Origin of the sequence: Micromonospora sp. C28ISP2-4 (assembly GCF_030519385.1) — a bacterium.
GTDB classification, from domain to species: domain Bacteria; phylum Actinomycetota; class Actinomycetes; order Mycobacteriales; family Micromonosporaceae; genus Micromonospora; species Micromonospora tulbaghiae.
The window spans coordinates 835,292-852,983 of record NZ_JAUMKG010000001.1 but is presented as its reverse complement, the minus strand read 5'-3'; the positions used below and the strand labels follow the sequence as shown (position 1 = coordinate 852,983).

10 protein-coding genes are annotated in these 17,692 nt (G+C 72.9%); 5 read left to right on the top strand and 5 right to left on the bottom strand.

The window, feature by feature from the left end:
* Positions 1–10 precede the first annotated feature (10 nt).
* Both Q3W68_RS03945 and Q3W68_RS03940 read right to left on the bottom strand, forming a co-directional pair.
* Complete coding sequence (locus Q3W68_RS03945; protein WP_302904131.1) at positions 11–3,301, bottom strand: S8 family serine peptidase; 3,291 nt, start codon at positions 3,299–3,301, stop codon at positions 11–13.
* A gap of 148 nt (positions 3,302–3,449) precedes the next feature.
* On the bottom strand, positions 3,450–4,628 hold the full coding sequence (locus Q3W68_RS03940) for a DNA recombination protein RmuC (RefSeq protein WP_302904130.1): 1,179 nt from the start codon (positions 4,626–4,628) through the stop codon (positions 3,450–3,452).
* A gap of 54 nt (positions 4,629–4,682) precedes the next feature.
* Here Q3W68_RS03940 and Q3W68_RS03935 point away from each other — a divergent pair, with 54 nt between their 5' ends.
* Positions 4,683–5,492, top strand: a complete 810-nt coding sequence (locus Q3W68_RS03935) for a hypothetical protein (protein ID WP_302904129.1) — start codon at positions 4,683–4,685, stop codon at positions 5,490–5,492.
* A 103-nt stretch (positions 5,493–5,595) separates the two neighbouring features.
* Here the strand turns inward: Q3W68_RS03935 and ppc are convergent, their stop codons facing one another.
* Both ppc and Q3W68_RS03925 read right to left on the bottom strand, forming a co-directional pair.
* The gene (ppc, locus tag Q3W68_RS03930; protein ID WP_302904128.1) at positions 5,596–8,382 is read right to left on the bottom strand and encodes a phosphoenolpyruvate carboxylase; all 2,787 of its coding nucleotides are present in this window, start codon (positions 8,380–8,382) and stop codon (positions 5,596–5,598) included.
* Between the two features lie 123 nt (positions 8,383–8,505).
* Positions 8,506–9,534, bottom strand: a complete 1,029-nt coding sequence (locus tag Q3W68_RS03925) for a hypothetical protein (RefSeq protein ID WP_302904127.1) — start codon at positions 9,532–9,534, stop codon at positions 8,506–8,508.
* Between the two features lie 84 nt (positions 9,535–9,618).
* On the opposite strand from Q3W68_RS03925, the gene Q3W68_RS03920 reads away from it, so the two are divergent.
* Positions 9,619–10,659: a S66 peptidase family protein gene (locus tag Q3W68_RS03920; protein ID WP_302904126.1), complete on the top strand. Its 1,041-nt coding sequence runs from the start codon at positions 9,619–9,621 to the stop codon at positions 10,657–10,659.
* Positions 10,660–11,159: 500 nt separating this feature from the next.
* Here the strand turns inward: Q3W68_RS03920 and Q3W68_RS03915 are convergent, their stop codons facing one another.
* On the bottom strand, positions 11,160–12,065 hold the full coding sequence (locus tag Q3W68_RS03915; protein ID WP_302904125.1) for a cyclase family protein: 906 nt from the start codon (positions 12,063–12,065) through the stop codon (positions 11,160–11,162).
* A 155-nt stretch (positions 12,066–12,220) separates the two neighbouring features.
* On the opposite strand from Q3W68_RS03915, the gene mfd reads away from it, so the two are divergent.
* From mfd to Q3W68_RS03900, 3 genes are read left to right on the top strand one after another with little or no spacing between them, the layout of a single operon-like run.
* Positions 12,221–15,874: a transcription-repair coupling factor gene (mfd, locus tag Q3W68_RS03910; protein ID WP_302904124.1), complete on the top strand. Its 3,654-nt coding sequence runs from the start codon at positions 12,221–12,223 to the stop codon at positions 15,872–15,874.
* A 47-nt stretch (positions 15,875–15,921) separates the two neighbouring features.
* Complete coding sequence (locus Q3W68_RS03905) at positions 15,922–16,692, top strand: hypothetical protein (protein ID WP_302904123.1); 771 nt, start codon at positions 15,922–15,924, stop codon at positions 16,690–16,692.
* Entirely contained in the window at positions 16,689–17,678 is a 990-nt protein-coding gene (locus Q3W68_RS03900; protein WP_302904122.1) for a nucleoside triphosphate pyrophosphohydrolase, read from the top strand. Before Q3W68_RS03905 ends, Q3W68_RS03900 begins: the two co-directional genes overlap by 4 nt.
* Positions 17,679–17,692 lie beyond the last annotated feature (14 nt).

The following is a 17,692-nucleotide window of genomic DNA, read 5'->3' as shown; positions in this document are numbered from 1 at the left end:
TGTCAGCGGATCAGTTGACCGAGACGACCTCGACCGAACCGCGGCCGACGACCGCGCCCTCGGTGGTGGTCACGGCCAGGTCGCCGTACAGCTCCCGGCCGGCGGCCGGGGTGGACAGGGCGGTCACCGCACCGGTGAGGGTGGCGGTGGCGCCGTTGGCCAGGGACAGCGGCGTGGACGGCGCGGAGAGCGTGCCCAGCGCCGGGGACGCGAACGAGTCCCGGTAGTCGTACGCGGTGCTCGGGTCGCTCATCGAGTAACCGTCGACCACGACCCGGTAGGTGCCGGGCGCCGGGTTGGTCAGCGTGACCGCCTCCTCCGAGTCACCGTCGGCCGACTGCCCCACCTGGGTGGTGCCGCGGAAGACCGTCAGGTCCAGGTCGGCGCTCAGGTCGGACGGGTTGCCGATCCGGGCGGTGAACGAGGTGGCGCCCGCGGGCACCTCCACCACGTACTCCTGGCTGGCACCCTCGGTGATGCTCGGCCGCTCGGTCCGGACGCTGGCCAGCGGGCCGCCGACGCCGGTGACCTGGACCGGGCCGAACGTGTTGGTCAGGCTCCAGCTCACCGGGGCCGGGGTGCCCGCGGTGACCGACGGGAGCTGGACCACGGCCGGCTCCACCTTGACGCCCTGCACGCGGGCCTGGAGCCGGAACGGGTTGTCCAGCGCCGGCGAGGTGCGACGCGCCTCCACCTCGATCTCCCAGACGCCCGGCAGCGGGTTCTGGTAGTCCCGCTCCTGCGGCTTGCAGACCGCGGCGTCGGAGAAGTTGGTGTAGCAGGCGGTGCTGGCGGTGCTCTCGACCGGCACGCCGTACGGGTTGATGGCGATGAACCGGGTCTGCGAGCCGGTGGCGATGCCGGACAGGTTGACCTGGAGCGCGCCCGCACCCGGCGGCACCGTCACGAAGTACGACCGGAAGCCGTTGCGCTCCACCGAGCCGTCGGCCGAGAAGGAGTACGCCGGAGCGGCGACCGGGTTCGAGGCGATCACGACGGTGGCGACCTCGAAGTCGACGACGTTGGTGGCCGGGTCGTCGACGGTCATGATGGCGCCGTGCGCGCCGGCCGTCATCGGCTTGGCCTTCACCTTGACCGTGACGGTCTTGTTCAGCGGCAGCCACACCACCTTGGGGGCGCTGTAGGTGCCGTCGTTGCCGCGGAAGGCGACCTCGTGCTTGATGCCCTTGTTCGGGCCGCTGGTACGGGTCAGCTTCACCTCGTAGTGGCGGCTCTCCTTGACCTTCTGGCCACCACGGTCGGCGGCGCAGCGGTTGTAGAGGCCGGTGCCGACGTTCGGGTTCGGCACGAACGTGCCGGAGGCCCGGTCGTAGCGGGTCAGGTTCGGCGACAGCTCGGTGCAGACCGGCGCCTCGGAGGTGTAGGTGCGGGTCGGCACGCCCTTGGCGAGCAGGCTCCACGCGCCGGGGACGTCGAACATGCCGTAGCCCTGCGCGTACGTCGGGACGCCGGTGATCGGCTTGGCCGCGGTGTAGACGGCCCGGCGCAGCGCGGCCGGGGTGACGCCCTTGCCGGTCGCCTTGGCGGCCGACAGCAGCAGCGCGGCGGCGCCGGTGGCCTGCGGGGCGGCCATCGAGGTGCCGTTCAGCATCTGGTAGCCCGGGGGCAGCGGGTAGCCCGCCTCCGGCACCGGGTTGCCCGGCTGCCAGGTCGGCGCGGTGGAGATGGCCGAGCCGGGAGCGGTGATGTTCGGCTTGAAGCCGCCGTCCTCACGCGGGCCGCGCGAGGAGAAGTTGAACAGCGCGTTGTCCTTGCGGACCACCGAGCCGTAGTTGGCCAGCCAGGTGTCCTTGCTGATGCTCGCCGCGACGCTCACCACGTCGGTGGCGACCGACGGGTCGCCGACCGTGTTCACGCCCGGACCGGAGTTGCCGGCCGAGATGAACAGCTGCACGCCGTACGTGTTGATCAGGTCGTTGTAGAGGACCGCGCGGGCGTTCGAGCCGTCGTTGAGCGCGGGCAGGCCGCCGATCGACATGTTCACCACGTCGACCTTGCGGTTGATCACCAGGTCGGCCATGCCGGTGGTGAGCGCCGCCGCGGTGCAGCCGCCGCCCCACGAGCAGGCGCGGGCGGAGACCAGCTTGGCGCCCGGGGCGGCGCCGTCGAAGGCGCTGTTGCCCAGCATGTCGTTGGCGGCGGTGATGCCGGCGACGTGGGTGCCGTGGGTGCTCTCGATGATGCCGATGTTGACGTAGTCGACCAGGCCGGGGCCGCCGACCGGGGCGGTGTCCACGTTGCGCCGGTACTCGACCACGAACGGGATCTGCTCGCGTACGTCGGTGGCCGGGTTGTCAGTGCCGAAGTGGCCGACCTGGAACTTCTCCTTGTACGGCCGCATCACCTCGTCGTCGGTGAAGTCGTTGTTCTGGTTCGCGTCGACGCGGACGTCACCGGTGGTGGGGTTGTAGAGCACGCCCCAGAAGTCGGTGGTGTCGCCGTCGCGGTTGAGGTCACCCCGAGCGTCGCTGTTCGCGGTGATGTTCTCGCGGAAGACGTTGAACCGGTAGTTGCCGGCCGGAGCCGTCCAGGTGCCCAGCGAGGTGGTGAACGACGGACCGCTGACGTCGGTCAGCATCGGCCGCCAGGAGGCGTCCTCCAGCGGGTCGGTGGCGGTGACCCAGTCGACGATCTTGCGCTCGCCGGTGGTGGTCGTCTGGAGCGCCGGCTGGTCGAGGTCCACACCGGAGTCCATGATGCCGATGGTGACGCCGCGGCCGTCCCACTGCGGGTTCGCGGCCTTGAAGGCCTCCGCGCCGGTCTCGTTCGTCGGCATGTACGGGTTCACCGCGCCGGTGTCACCGCCCGGACCGGCCAGCGCCTGGGCCTGGGTGGCGGTCTTCGCGCCCTTCGGTGCCGCCTCGGGCGCCGGGTCGGGGAGCTTGATGGTCTCGTCCAGGTCGACGGCGGCGACACCGGGCAGGGTGGCGGCCTTGAGCGCCTTCGCGGTGGGGACCTTCGCCAGCACGTAGCCGATCTGGTCGTACCGCTGGCTGACGGTGGCGCCCAGGCCGGTCAGGCCGTCCACGACCTTCTTGGCCGAGCCCTTCTTCGCCGCGATGATCATCGTGACGGTGGGCGCGTTCTTCGCCTCGGCCTCGTCGAGCAGCTTGGCGTCGTGTGCGCCCAGTGCCTTCGCGGCGGTCGGCTGCGAGGGTGGGGTGGCGGGGGCGGCGCTCGCGGTGCCGGCGCCACCTCCGACGGTCAGGGCGCCGGCCGCGAGGACCGAGGCCAGAAGCGCGGCGGACGGTCGCCGGCTGCGCGTGCGGGGTTTACTCAACGTTCTCTTCCTCCAGAGAACAGGGCCCTCAAGGGGCAGGGCACGTGTGACGGTGATCCTGCGTGTCACGACGAGATGTGTCACTACCCGGCCCGGGTTTGTGATCAGTCCGTGACAAGAATCGGCCTACGTCATCACGTGCGGCGTGTTAGACGTCGACGTCCGTCGACCTCTCCGCCGATGTGGACGGCGCGCCCAGCAGCTCCGGTGCCTGCGGCTGCCTCGGCGCCAGCTCGACCTGCGCCGGCGCGGCCAGCTCGTCGTCGGAGACGCCCAGCTCGGCCAGCTTGCGGGCGCTCACGAGCACCCGCGCCTCCAGCGAGCCCACCGCCCGGTTGTACGCAGTCACCGCCCCGCTCAGCGAACTGCCGAGCTTGCCGACGTGATCGCCCAGCGTGGACAGGCGCCCGTACAGCTCGCGGGCCAGCGAGTGGACTGTCGCCGCGTTGCGCGCCAGCGCCTCCTGCCGCCACGAGTAGGCCACCGTGCGCAGCAGCGCCACCAGCGTGGCCGGCGTGGCGAGCACCACGTTGCGGGCGAACGCGTGCTCCAACAGAGACGGGTCGCGTTGCAACGCCACGTCGAGGAACGGGTCGGCCGGCACGAACAGCACCACGAACTCGGGCGTCTGGTCGAACGCCGACCAGTAGGACTTGGCGGCCAGGCCGTCCACGTGCGCGCGCAGGTGCCGGGCGTGCGCGTCCAGGTGGGTGTCGCGCCCCCGCTCGTCGCGCGCCTCCATCGCGGTCAGGTACGCGTCGAACGGGGCCTTCGCGTCCACCACCACCGTCCGGCCGCCGTGCAGGCGCACCACCAGGTCGGGGCGTACCCCCTGGTGGTCGGTCGCGGCCGTGACCTGCTCGCTGAAGTCGCAGTGCTCCAGCATGCCGGCGGCCTCGACGATCCGGCGGAGCTGGTGCTCGCCCCAGCGGCCGCGCACCTGCGGCGCGCGCAGCGCGGCGACCAGCTGCTTGGTCTCGGTGCGCAGCTCGCCCGAGACGGTGCTCATCGCGCGGACCTGCTCGCGCAGCTCGGCGTACGCGTCGACGCGGTCCCGCTCCAGCTCCGCCACCCGCTGCTCGTAGCGGCGCAGCGTGTCGTGCAGCGGCGCGACCGCGCGGGCCACCGCCTCCTGGGACTGCGCGGTGGCCTCGTAGCTGAGCGCCCGCATGGACTGCTCCAGCCGGCCCTCGCCGGCCTGGGTGGCGGCGAGCGTCGCCTCCAGGCGGGCGATGTCGGCCGCCGCGCGCGCCCGCGCGGCCAACCAGCCCACCGCGCCGCCCGCGGCGAGGCAGAGCACCACCACGGCCAGCGTCGCAAAGCTCATGGCCAAGAGCTTGCCAAACGGGTACGACTCGCGCCCGGTGGGTACGTTCGAGTCATGGAGTTCGCGTTGTGGCTGGTCCTGATCCTGCTGCTCGGAGGTGCGTTCGTGTTCTGGCGGTGGGGGAGCAGATCGCGTCGGTCCAACGAGCTGGCCGACGCCCGCGCCGAGGCACAGCGGTGGTACGAGCGGCTCGGCGGCCAGCTGATGAACCTGCACGGCGACGCCCCGGCGGTCCGGCAGGCGCTCGCCGACGCCGGTGAGCGGTACAACGCGGCCGGTTCACAGCTGGAACAGGCGACCACGCCGCGCCAGTTCGGGCTGGCCCGGGAGACCGCGCTGGAAGGGCTGGCGTACATCCGGGCGGCGCGGACCGCGATGGGCATCGACCCGGGTCCGGAGCTGCCGCCGCTCGCCGCCGCCCAGGGCGCCGGCGCGCTCACCAAGGAGCGCCAGGTCGACGTGCAGGGGCAGACGTTCCGCGCCGGCCCGCAGCCGGGCAACGCGACGCCCTATTACTACCCGGGTGGGCGGTTCCAGGGGCGGCCGGTGCCGGCCGGCTGGTACTCCACGCCGTGGTGGAAGACCGCCCTCGGCGCGGGCGTCGGTGTGGTCGGCGGTCTCCTGATCGCGGACGCGCTGTTCTCGCCCGCGTTCGCCGACCCCGGGTACGGCTACGACGCCGGCTACCAGGAGGGCTTCGGCGACGGCCAGGACTTCGGCGACCAGGGCGGCGACATGGGCGGCGACCAGGGTGGCGGCGACTACGCGGGCGGCGACTTCGGCGGCGGGGACTACGGCGGCGGCGACTTCGGTGGCTTCGGCGGCGGGGACTTCGGTGGTGACTTCGGCGGCGGCGACTGGTAGCCGGCGCCGCGCGTCGGGCGCCGCTCGCGGCGCGCCGGGCGCACGCGTTAAGAAGGGCCCCCTCTTATGCACGAGGCGTTAAGAGGGGGCCCTTCCTTACACCTCAGCCGGTGTTGCGCATGCCGGCGGCGATGCCGTTGACCGTGGTCAGCAGCGCCCGCTCCAGCGCCGTACCGTCGTTCGGGGCACGTCGCCCGCCCGGTGCGGTCGCCACCGCCCGCCCGGCCGCGCCGGATTCGCGGTACTGCCGCAGCAACGCCACCTGGAGATGGTGCAGCGGCTCCAGGTAGGTGTCCCGCACGGCGAGCGTGCGCTGGAGCACCGGGGAGTTCTCCAGCAGCGCCGGTGCGGCGGTGACCGCCAGCACCTCCTGCTTGGTCAGCTCGTACTCCTGCTCGATCTTGTCGAAGATCGGGTGCAGCTTCTTCGGCACCAGCGTCTCGACGTACCGCCGGGCGATTGTCAGGTCGGTCTTGGTCAGCATCATCTCGACGTTCGACAGGAACGTGCGGAAGAAGTGCCAGTTCCGGTTCATCTCGGCGAGCACGTCCGCCAGCCCGGCCGCCCGCGCGGCGGCCAGCCCGGAGCCGACGCCGAACCAGCCCGGCACGATCTGCCGGGTCTGCGTCCAGCCGAACACCCACGGGATGGCGCGCAGGCCGGACAGGCCGGCGCCGGTGTTCGGGCGCTTCGCCGGCCGGGAGCCGATGTTCAGCGCGCCGAGCAGCTCGGTCGGGGTGGAGGCCCAGAAGTACGCGGGCAGGTCCGGGTCCTCGACCAGCGACCGGTACGACCGGAACGCCGACTCCGACACCACGTCCATGGCCGCGTCCCAGCGCTCCAGCATCTCGGCCGGCTGCCGGGGCGCGGTGTGCAGCAGCGTGGCCTGGAGCACCGCCGCGACTGTCAGTTCCAGGTTCTCCCGGGCCAGCGCCGGCAGCGTGTACTTGTCGGAGATGACCTCACCCTGCTCGGTCACCTTGATCGCGCCGTCGAGCGTGCCGTACGGCTGGGCCAGGATCGCGTCGTGGGTGGGGCCGCCGCCGCGGCCGACGGTGCCGCCCCGGCCGTGGAACAACCGCAGGTGTACGCCGTGCCGCGCGGCCACGTCCCGCAGCGCGCGCTGCGCCCGGTGGATGGACCACTGGCTGGTGGTGATGCCCGCCTCCTTGTTGGAGTCGGAGTAGCCGAGCATCACCTCCTGCACGTCGCCCCGCGCCGCCACGAGCGCCCGGTACGCGGGCAGCGACAGCAGCTCGTCCAGCAGCTCACCACCGGCGTTCAGCTCGGCCGGCGTCTCCAGCAGGGGCACGATGCCGATGCGGGCACGCCCCGAGTGCACGTCCACCAGGCCGGCCTCGCGGGCCAGCACCACGGCGGCGAGCACGTCGTCCACGCCGAGCGTCATCGAGATGATGTACGACTCGATCACCTCGGGGCCGAACCGGTCCTGCGCCTCCCGGATGGCCGCGAACACGTCGAACGTCTTGTGGGCCGACTCGGTGAGCGGACTGTCCTGGGTGGAGAGCGGCCGGCGGCCGGTCAGCTCGTCGGCGAGCAGCTTGGTGCGCTCCAGCCGGGACAGCGCCGGGTAGTCGGACACCTCGCCGACCGCCTCGTAGAGCTGCGCCAGCACCTCGTGGTGCTTCTCCGCGTGCTCCCGGATGTCCATGGTGGCCAGGTGCAGGCCGAACGCGGACACCGTACGGATGGCCGAGGCCAGCCGCCCGACGGCGGTGAGCTGGCCGGAGTTGCGGGCCAGCGACGCGCGCAGCAGTTCCAGGTCGGCGATCAGCTCGGACGAACCCCGGTAGTCGCGTCCCGGCACGTGCGGGGTGCCGGCGCGCAGCCGCTCCCGGGTGTTGGCGAGCTTCGCCTTCACGCACCGCGCCTTGAGCCGGTACGGCTCCTCCGCGTTGACCCGCCGGAACCGGGGCGCCACCTCGGGCAGCGCGTCCAGGTCCTTGGCCAGGCTGGCGGACAGGTCGAGCGACACCGCGCGCAGCCGCCGGGACACGCTGACCTCGGTGATCAGCTCGTCCATCGCCTTCTCGGTGGCGGCGATGCCGTGCTCGTGCTGGATGCGCAGCACCTCGCGGGTGACCACCGGCGTGACGAACGGGTTGCCGTCGCGGTCGCCGCCGATCCAGGTGCCGAAGCTCAGCGGGCGGGACGTCGGCGACGTCTCCACGCCGAGCGTGCGCAGCGTGTCGGCGAGGTCGTCGAGGACCTGGGGCGCGGCCTCGGCGTACAGGTCCCGCAGGTAGTAGATGGCGTTGCGCGCCTCGTCGGTCGGGTCCGGCCGGTCCAGCCGCAGCTCGTCGGTCTGCCACATGAGATCGAGCAGCTCGGCGAGGCGGCGGTTCGCCGGGCCCTCGTCGCTGGCGCCGTAGAGGATCGCGTTGGCGGTCTCGGTGTCCAGCTCGTCGGCCACGGCGCGCAGCTTGGACAGGATGGACCGGCGCGCCGCCTCGGTGGGGTGGGCGGTGAAGACCGGGCGTACGGCCAGCCGGCGGGCCGCGGCGGCGATCTCCTCGGCCGGTACGCCCCGCTCGGCGATCATCTTGGCCGCCTGGTCCAGCCAGCCGCCGTGGGTGGCGCGGCGGCGGCGCAGGTCCCGGGCGCGGTGCACCTGCTCGGTGATGTTCGCCAGGTGGAAGTAGGTGGAGAAGGCGCGGGCCAGCTTCGTGCCGGTGGTGACGTCGAGCCCGGCGAGGCGCTGGGCGGCGGCCGGCGCGTCGGAGCGGACCTGGGCGCGGATCTCCTCGACCAGGTCGAGCAGCGGCCGGCCCTCCTGACGGGCCAGGGTCTGCCCGAGCAGCGTGCCGAGGCGGCGGATGTCGGCCCGGAGAGCGGCGTCGGGGCCGTCGTGGTCGTGCTGGTCGGTCACGGTTGCGCTCCTTACGCGAGGACGAAGGACAGCGCTGTCCGACTCCTCTGGATGGTATCCGCGCGGCCCCGGCGGGCAGGAGGGGGACGGCGTGATGATCTGCACTCTGGGACGGCCCGCGGGTCAGCCCCGCTCGCCGGCGTGCCGATCCGGCTCCGGTCGCCGGCGTGCGCGGAACATGGTCGCGGTGAGCAGACCGGCCAGGCCGGCGACCACCCAGACCAGCAGTCCGGTCAGCGCCCAGCCGCCGCCGCGCCGGTCGAAGTAGATCGCCGACTTGAACAGGTCGGTGGCGAGGCCGGGCACGTTCCAGCGGTGCATCCCGCGCAGGAACGGCGGCAGGAACTCGGGCGCGTAGATGCCGCCGGAGCCGGGGTTGCCGAGCACCACGAGCAGCAGGATCACGATGCCGGTGCCGAGCAGCCCGAGCCAGCCCTGCACGGCGGCGGCGACCATCCCGGCCGCGAACGCGGCGAGCGCGCCGACCACCGCCACCGTCGCCACGCGGTCTTCGAACACGCCGAGGACCGGTCCGACCAGGATCGCCCCGATGACGCCGAGCAGGATCGCGTGCACCGCGAGCGTGGCGATCCGCAGTCCGGCCCGGCGCAGGTCGCGCGGGCTGGTGCCGAGCGAGATGCCGAGCGCCGTGGACGCCAGGTAGCCGCCGAGCACCACGCCGACGGCCAGGTAGAACGGGACCAGGCCGCGCGGGTCGTCGGCGGAGACCGGCACGTCGTCGGTGACCTCCAGTGGCACACCGGCCTGCCGGGCCGCCTCGGTGAACACGTCGGTGACGAGTTCGGTGGCGGCGGGCGCGCCCGCGCTGGCGGTGGCGAGCGTCAGGCCGCCCTCCGGGGCGGAGCTGAGCACCGCGTACACCGAACGGTCGTTGAGGCCGTCGGAGGCGGCGCCGCGGCTGTCGTACCCGACGGGTTTGACGGTGTCGGTGCGGGCGCGGACGGCGGACATCACGGCCTGGGCCTGCTGGTCGCTCGTGACGACGGCGACCGGCACGTCGCGCGGGTCCGGCTTGTGCAGCGCGCCGACGTAGGCGGCGATGAACGCGCTGGCCAGCGCGAGGGTGCCGAGGATCAGCGCCGCCGTGCGGGGCAGCCAGTCCCGGGTACGCAGCTCCGGCTCGTCGTCCACGGCCTCAGCCTATTGCGGGCATACGCCCGGCTCGCGGGGTTTCGTCGGGCGAAAACCGCTGGTCCCGGCCGATAGCGTCGGACCATGACGGTGCCTGCCTATCCCGCCAAACCGCAGCCCGGCGACCGGGTCGCGGTCGTCTCACCCTCCGCCGGCCTGCCGGGTCTCTTCCCCCACGTGTACGAGCTGGGCCTGCGCCGGCTCCGCGACGAGCTGGGGCTGGAACCGGTGGAGTATCCGACCACCCGGGTCATGGGCGCCGACCCGCGCGACCGGGCACGTGACCTGACCGCCGCGTTCGCCGACCCGACGATCACCGCAGTGCTGGCCACGGTCGGCGGGGACGACCTGATCACCGTCACGCCGTACCTGGACGACGACGTGCTGCGGGCCAACCCGAAGCCGTACTTCGGCTACTCGGACAACACGAACGTGCTCAACCACCTGTACCGGCTGGGTGTCGTCGGCTACCACGGCGGCTCGGTGCTCGTGCACCTCGGGCGCTCCGGCAAACCGCACCCGCTCACGCTCGACTCGCTGCGCGCCGCGCTGTTCACCACCGGCTGGTACGAGCTGACCGCCGCGCCCGAGTGGGGCGACGAGCCGTGCGACTGGCGTGACCCGGCCGCGCTGGCCGAGGAGCCGCCGATGTACCCGTCCGAGGGCTGGCGCTGGCACGGCCCGGCCGAGGTGGTGCGGGGCCGGACGTGGGGCGGCTGTCTGGAGATCGTGCACTGGCTGATGGCGACCGACCGGGTTCCGTCGGCGGCCGAGCTGGCCGGGTCGGTGCTGGTGCTGGAGACGTCGAACGAGCTGCCGCCCGCGCAGGAGGTCTTCCGGATCGTGCGCGACATGGGCGAGCGGGGGCTGCTCGCCGCCGTACCGGCGATCGTGGTGGGCCGCGCCAAGGCGTGGGACTTCGACCGGCCGCACACGGTCGCGGAGCGGCTGGCCTGGGCCGCCGACCAGCGGGAGGCGATCCTGTCGGCACTCGCCCCCTACGCGGACGACCCGGTGGTGGTCTTCGACGTCGACCTGGGTCACACCGACCCGCAGGTGATCATCCCGTACGGCGGCGAGATCCGTGTCGACGCGGTGGAGCGCCGCATCGCCGTCCGCTACTGACCCCGCACGAAGTCACCTGCGCCGGAGGCGTCGAACTCGGCGCAGAGCTGGGTGCCGGAGGGCAGCTTCACGCCGGGCGGGTGCTCGCCGGATTCGATGCGCTCGGTCAACGTGTCGCGCCTCCAGCGCCTGCTCCACCGCCTCGACCCGGCAGCCTCCCTCCTGGCAGCCGCGCCGCTACTCACTCGCCGCTCCATCGGCTGGGTGGAACGTCATGGGTGTCTCCGGCCTGCTTTGGCGCCCATGACGTTCCACCCACCGCCGCTTCACCGGCTGAGTGGAACGTCGTGGGTGCCTCTGGCGTGGTGTGGCACCCGTGGCGTTCCACCCACCACCTTGGGCGGGCCGACACGCTGGCGAAGTGGGTGGGTGAGTGGGTGGGCGGGCGGCGTGCGCGAGACAGGCAAGATCCACTCCGCTTTGCCGGGGTGGCGGCATCGGCGGGCGCTGGACCCCGCCACTTCGGCGCACCGGAGGGATCTTGCGGGACGGGTGCGGGATCACACGACGGCGAAGGCGCGGACGGGGAACGTGCCCATGCCGGCGACCCGCGGCGGGGCGGCGGTGAACCGGAAGCCGGTCGGCGGCAGCGCGTCCAGGCCGGTCAGGTGCTCCACGATCGGCACACCGGCGGCCAGCAGACCGGTGTGGGCCGGGCGCTGACCCGCTGCCGCCGCTGTCATGTCGTCGATGTTGATCGAGTCGATGCCGACGAGCGCCGCGCCGGACTCGGCCAGCCACTGCGCGCCGTCGCCGGTCAGGTAGGGCGCTTCCGGTGCGGCGTACCCGTCGGTGCCGAAGTGCGCGTCCCAGCCGGTGTGCAGCAGCACCGCGCACCCGGCCACGTCGTACGGGGCGAGCATCAGCCGGTCCACCGCCCGCGTACCGGCCGGCACGCGTACCACCAGGCCGGGCAGGTCGGCGAGGCGGTCCAGCGGCATCCCGGTCAGGTCCGGGCCGTCGGCGAAGCGGTGCGACGGCGTGTCCACGTACGTGCCGGTGTTGGCGATCATGTCGATCCGCGCGACGTGGAACTCGACACCGGGCGCGTACCGCTCCCGGGACGCCTCCCGGGTCAGCCAGTCGGTGATCGCCGGGCCGGGCCAGCCGGGCAGCGTGACCATGCCGTCGGTGATCACGTGACTCAGCTCGACCAGGCGCCGCCCGCCGCCGGTGGCCGGGGCGGTCACCCCGCGCCCGCCCTTGTGCGGCTCCTCGACGACGCTCCGGTTGGTGATCCGCACCTCGCCGACCATGAGCAGCCCGAGGTGCCGGACCAGCAGCGCGGCCACCTCGTCGTCGGTGACGTCCGGGTGCGGCACGTCCAGCCGGAACCCGTCGGTGCGCAGACCGCCACCGTTGGAGAAAACCACCTCGGCGTCGAAGACCGTCCGATACTCGACCATCCGTCCACCGCACCATGCCCGGTCACGGCCGGTCAAGATCCAACATCGGGCGGCCTCGGATCGTCGGTGGAGGGGGATAGGCTCGAACGGTGCACCCCCCGTCCGGCTGGACGCGGGGTCCTCGTCGTGTGTCGATCCGCTGGAAGTGATCATTGATGCTCACCGGACTCTTCTCCGCCGCCCTGGCCGACCCGGGGCTGGCCCGGGCGCGTGACCTGGCGCGCTCCGGTGCCGCGCAGGTCGACGGGCTCGACCTGACCGCCCCCGCCGCGCTGCGTCCGTTCGCGGTGGCAGCGGTCGCCGCCGACGAGCCGGCCGGCGGCGCGGGCCGTCCCGTCCTCGCGGTCACCGCCACCACCCGTGAGGCCGACGACCTGGCCTCCGCGCTGGGCAGCCTGCTGCCGCCGGAGCAGGTGGCGGTCTTCCCCTCCTGGGAGACGCTGCCGCACGAGCGCCTGTCGCCCCGCTCCGACACGGTCGGGCGGCGCCTCGCCGTGCTGCGCCGGCTGGCCCACCCGGACGCCGCCGACGCGCACGGCCGCACCGGGCCGCTGCGGGTAGTCGTCGCGCCGGTCCGCTCGCTGCTCCAGCCGCAGCTCAAGGGCCTCGGCGACCTGGAGCCGGTGCAACTCGCCGCCGGTGACGAGGCCGACCTGGAGGAGGTCGCCCGCCGGCTCACCGACATGGCGTACGCCCGGGTCGACCTGGTCACCAAGCGCGGCGAGTTCGCGGTACGCGGCGGCATCCTCGACGTCTTCCCGCCCACCGACGAGCACCCGTCCCGTGTCGAGTTCTGGGGCGACGAGGTGGAGGAGATCCGCACCTTCGCGGTCGCCGACCAGCGCACCATCGAGGGCGTCGCGCAGATGTGGGCGCCGCCGTGCCGGGAGCTGCTGCTGACCCCGGACGTGCGGGAGCGGGCCGCCGCGCTCGCCGCCGAGCACCCCGAGCTGGCCGAGATCCTGGACAAGCTGGCCGAGGGCATCCCGGTCGAGGGCATGGAGTCGCTGGCGCCGGCCCTGATCGGCGCCGACGCGCTGGAACTGCTCGTCGACTGCATGCCGCCCGGCACCCACGTACTCCTCTGCGACCCCGAGCGCATCCGCACCCGCGCGCACGACCTGGTCCGTACCTCGGAGGAGTTCCTCCAGGCCAGCTGGGCCGCGGCCGCCGTCGGCGGCCAGGCCCCGGTCGACCTCGGCGCTGCCGCCTTCAAGACCCTGGCCGAGGTACGCACGGCGGCCCGCGCCCTGCGCCAGCCCTGGTGGACGCTCGCGCCGTTCGGCCTGGTCGAGGCGGACGCGGCGCCGGTCCGGCAGCCCTGGGAGGACGAGCCGGACGCTGTCGACGTCACCCCCGACGACGCCATCGCGGTGAGCCTCGCCGCCCAGCCGGCCCCGCTCTACCACGGCGAGACCGCCCGGGTGGTCGACGACCTCAAGCGTTGGGCCGGCGAGGGCTGGTCGATCGCGCTGGTCTTCGAGGGGCACGGCCCCGCCCAGCGGGCCGTCGAGGTGCTGCGCGACGCCGGTCTCGGCGCCCGACTCACCGAGGAGGTGCCCGCCGCGCCCGCGCCGGGCGAGCTGCTGGTGTCGTGCGGCTGCCTGACCGCCGGGTTCGTCGACGAGGCGTCGAAGTTCGTGCTGCTCACCGGCAACGACGTCACCGGCGGCCGGGGCAGCTCCACCCGCGACATGCGCAAGATGCCGAGCCGGCGGCGCAACACCATCGACCCGCTGGAGCTGAAGGCCGGCGACTTCGTGGTGCACGAGCAGCACGGCATCGGCCGGTACGTCGAGCTGGTGCAGCGCACCGTCAACGGCGCCAGCCGCGAATACCTGGTCATCGAGTACGCGCCGAGCAAGCGCGGCCAGCCCGGCGACCGCCTCTTCGTCCCGACCGACCAGCTCGACCAGCTCTCCCGCTACGTCGGCGGCGAGCAGCCCACGCTGCACAAGATGGGCGGCTCGGACTGGCAGAAGTCGAAGGCCCGGGCCCGCAAGGCGGTCCGCGAGATCGCCGCGCAGCTCATCCAGCTCTACGCCGCGCGCAAGGCGTCCAAGGGGCACAACTTCGGCCCCGACACCCCGTGGCAGCGGGAGCTGGAGGACGCGTTCCCCTGGCAGGAGACACCCGACCAGCTGGCCGCCATCGAGGAGGTCAAACGGGACATGGAGCAGACCGTCCCGATGGACCGGCTGATCTGCGGTGACGTCGGCTACGGCAAGACCGAGATCGCGGTACGGGCGGCGTTCAAGGCGGTGCAGGACGGCAAGCAGGTGGCGGTGCTGGTGCCGACCACGCTGCTGGTGCAGCAGCACTACAACACGTTCGCCGAGCGGATGAGCCAGTTCCCGGTGTCGATCCGGCAGCTGTCCCGGTTCCAGACGCCGAAGGAGACCGAGCAGACGCTGGAGATGGCCGCCGCCGGCACCGTCGACATCGTCATCGGCACCCACCGGCTGCTCCAGGCGTCCACCCGGTTCAAGTCCCTCGGGCTGGTGATCATCGACGAGGAGCAGCGGTTCGGCGTCGAGCACAAGGAGCACCTGAAGACGCTGCGCGCCTCGGTCGACGTGCTCGCCATGTCGGCCACCCCGATCCCGCGCACGCTGGAGATGGCGATCACCGGCATCCGGGAGATGTCCACCATCGCCACGCCGCCGGAGGAGCGGCACCCGGTGCTCACGTTCGTCGGCGCGTACGACGACCGGCAGGTGGCCGCGTCCATCCACCGCGAGCTGCTGCGCGACGGTCAGGTCTTCTACCTGCACAACCGGGTCGAGTCGATCGAGAAGACCGCCCGCAGGCTGCGGGAACTGGTCCCCGAGGCGCGGGTCGCGGTGGCGCACGGCCAGATGGGCGAGGAGGCGCTGGAGAAGGTGATGGTCGGCTTCTGGGAGAAGGAGTACGACGTCCTCGTCTGCACCACGATCGTCGAGTCCGGCATCGACATCCCGAACGCCAACACGCTCATCGTGGAGCGGGCCGACCTGCTCGGCCTGGCCCAGCTGCACCAGATCCGCGGCCGGGTCGGCCGGGGGCGGGAACGGGCGTACGCGTACTTCCTCTACCCGCCGGAGAAGCCGCTCACCGAGAACGCGCACGAGCGGCTCGCGACCATCGCCCAGCACACCGAACTCGGCGCGGGCATGTACGTGGCGATGAAGGACCTGGAGATCCGCGGCGCCGGAAACCTGCTCGGCGGCGAGCAGTCCGGCCACATCGAGGGCGTCGGCTTCGACCTGTACGTCCGGATGGTCGGCGAGGCGGTCTCCGCCTTCAAGGGCGAGAGCGCCGAGGAGGAGACGGAGGTCAAGGTCGACCTGCCGATCGACGCGCACCTGCCGCACGACTACGTGGCGGTGGAGCGGCTGCGCCTGGAGATGTACCGCAAGCTCGCCGAGGCCCGCGACGAGGAACGTCTGCGCGAGGTGGTCGCCGAGATGACCGACCGGTACGGCGAGCCGCCCGCGCCGGTGCAGAACCTGGTCGCGGTGGCGCGGTTCCGGCTGCTGGCCCGCCGCTACGGGCTCACCGACGTGTCGATGCAGGGCAAGCACATCCGGTTCGGCCCGTTGCCGCTGCCCGACTCGAAGCAGATGCGGCTCAAGCGCTACCACCCGGACTCGGTCTACAAGCAGGCGCTCGACCAGGTCAGCGTGCCCCGGCCGAGCACCCGGCGGATCGGTGGCGAGCCGTTGCGCGACCAGGCGCTGCTGGAGTGGTGCGGTCAACTCCTGGCCGACGTGCTGGGCAAGCCCGAGGAGTTCGCCGGTGTCGCCGGGTCCGCGGCGGGTGCGCGATGAGGTGGGCGGAGTCACAGGTCCGTACTCGGCGTGAGAGAGTGACCCACATGCGTGCTCGCCGTTCCCTCGTCGCCGTCAGCGTCGCGGCCCTCGCCGCGCTCTCTCTCGCCGCCTGTGGCCGCTCCGCCCCGGACGTCGCCGCGTACGTCGGGGACACCCGGTACTCAGTCGACCGGGTCGACGCGATCTACGAGGACGCGCAGCGGCAGTACGCGGACGCCGTCCGTAGCCAGGCGCCGCAGACGCCGTCGCCGGCGGAGCTGCGGTCCTCGGTGACCCGGCAGGACGTGCTGAACCTGCTGGTCGCGATCGACCTGGGCAAGCGCGTGGTGGCCGACAAGGGCCTCCAGGTCACCGACCAGATCTCCCCGGAGCAGATCCAGCAGGCGCTCCGCATGCCGGCGACCACGGAGTACACGAAGCTGTGGGGCGAGTGGGTCGACCTCTCCGGCACGCTCCAGCAGAGCCTGCCCCCGGCCGACCTCAGCGACGAGTCCCTGATGGCCGTCTACCACGCCATCGAGAAGACCGGGGCGATCCAGCCGGGCCTGAGCGTCGACCAGGTCCGGCAGGCGTTCGGCGAGGCCGGGTTCGTCCGCACCGCCACCGCACTCAGCAGCGCGCTGCAGGAGCAGGCCGAGAAGTCGGACGTCCGGGTCAACCCCCGGTTCGGCGTGACGGGCGTGCCGTCGCTGGTCAACACCGGCCAGTCGTTCGTCTTCTACTCCCTGCCGTACGTCGACCAGGACGGCCCGGTCACCGACATCTCCACGCCGGAGGCGCCGGCCTCCGGCTCGCCGGCTCCCGGAGCCGTATGACCGCCCGGATCGTCCTGCTCGTCACCTCGCCCCGGCTGCCCGCCGGCCTGCTGACCTCGGCCGCCTGGGACGCCGTACGCTCCGCGCCGGTCCTCGCCGGTGCGGAGAGCGAGCTGACCCGCGCGGTCCGGACAGCCGGCGCCGACGTGAGTGTGGTGACCGAGGGTGCGACCCAGGCGTTGCTGGACGCCGCCGCCGCGCGGGGCGGCGCGGTGTGGCTGGCCGGCCCGGCCGGCGACGAGACGCTGGCCCGTGAGCTGGGGCTGCGGCTGGCCCGCGAGCCCGGCCTGGCCGAACTGGAGCTGATGTACGGCTCGTGGGATCCGCCCGGCGCCCGGCTGCTCGACGCGGTCGAGGTGATGGACCGGCTGGCCTCCCCGGGTGGCGATCCGTGGAAGCGGGCGCAGACCCACCGCACCCTGGCCGGCTTCCTGCTGGAGGAGTGCTACGAGGCGTACGACGCGATCAGCGCCGACGACACCGACGCGCTCCGCGAGGAACTGGGCGACGTGCTGCTCCAGGTGCTGCTGCACGCCCGGCTGGCGGAGAATCTGCCGGAGGGCAAGAGCTGGACCGTCGACGACGTCGCGGGCACGCTGGTCGACAAGATGGTGCGGCGCAACCCGCACGTCTTCTCCGGTGAGCCGGCCGGCTCGATCGAGGAGATCGAGGCGAACTGGGAACGGATCAAGCGGGCCGAGAAGACCCGTGAGTCGGTGCTGGACGGCATCGCGCTGAGCCAGCCCGCGCTCTCCCTGGCCGCGAAGATCCTGGACCGGGCCGGCCGGGTCGGCCTCGCCGTACCGCCCCCGCTGGCCGAGTCGCAGGTGGACCCGGAGGCCCGGCTCGGCGCGACTCTGCTGGCCACCGTCGCCGCCGCCCGTCAGGCCGGCATCGACCCGGAGGCCGCGTTGCGGCGGGCCACCTTGGCGTACGCCGAAGCGGTCCGAGCCGCCGAACGCACCACCCCGACTGACCCCGCCTGACGCCCCGCCCCGCC

What these genes read in the sequence shown, in the direction of transcription:
- Q3W68_RS03905 (WP_302904123.1), top strand. Translation starts at nt 15,922, where the DNA reads ATGCGTGCTCGCCGTTCCCTCGTCGCCGTCAGCGTCGCGGCCCTCGCC.
- Q3W68_RS03920 (WP_302904126.1), top strand. Translation starts at nt 9,619, where the DNA reads ATGACGGTGCCTGCCTATCCCGCCAAACCGCAGCCCGGCGACCGGGTC.
- mfd (WP_302904124.1), top strand. Translation starts at nt 12,221, where the DNA reads ATGCTCACCGGACTCTTCTCCGCCGCCCTGGCCGACCCGGGGCTGGCC.
- Q3W68_RS03915 (WP_302904125.1), bottom strand. Translation starts at nt 12,065, where the DNA reads ATGGTCGAGTATCGGACGGTCTTCGACGCCGAGGTGGTTTTCTCCAAC.
- Q3W68_RS03935 (WP_302904129.1), top strand. Translation starts at nt 4,683, where the DNA reads ATGGAGTTCGCGTTGTGGCTGGTCCTGATCCTGCTGCTCGGAGGTGCG.
- Q3W68_RS03900 (WP_302904122.1), top strand. Translation starts at nt 16,689, where the DNA reads ATGACCGCCCGGATCGTCCTGCTCGTCACCTCGCCCCGGCTGCCCGCC.
- Q3W68_RS03940 (WP_302904130.1), bottom strand. Translation starts at nt 4,628, where the DNA reads ATGAGCTTTGCGACGCTGGCCGTGGTGGTGCTCTGCCTCGCCGCGGGC.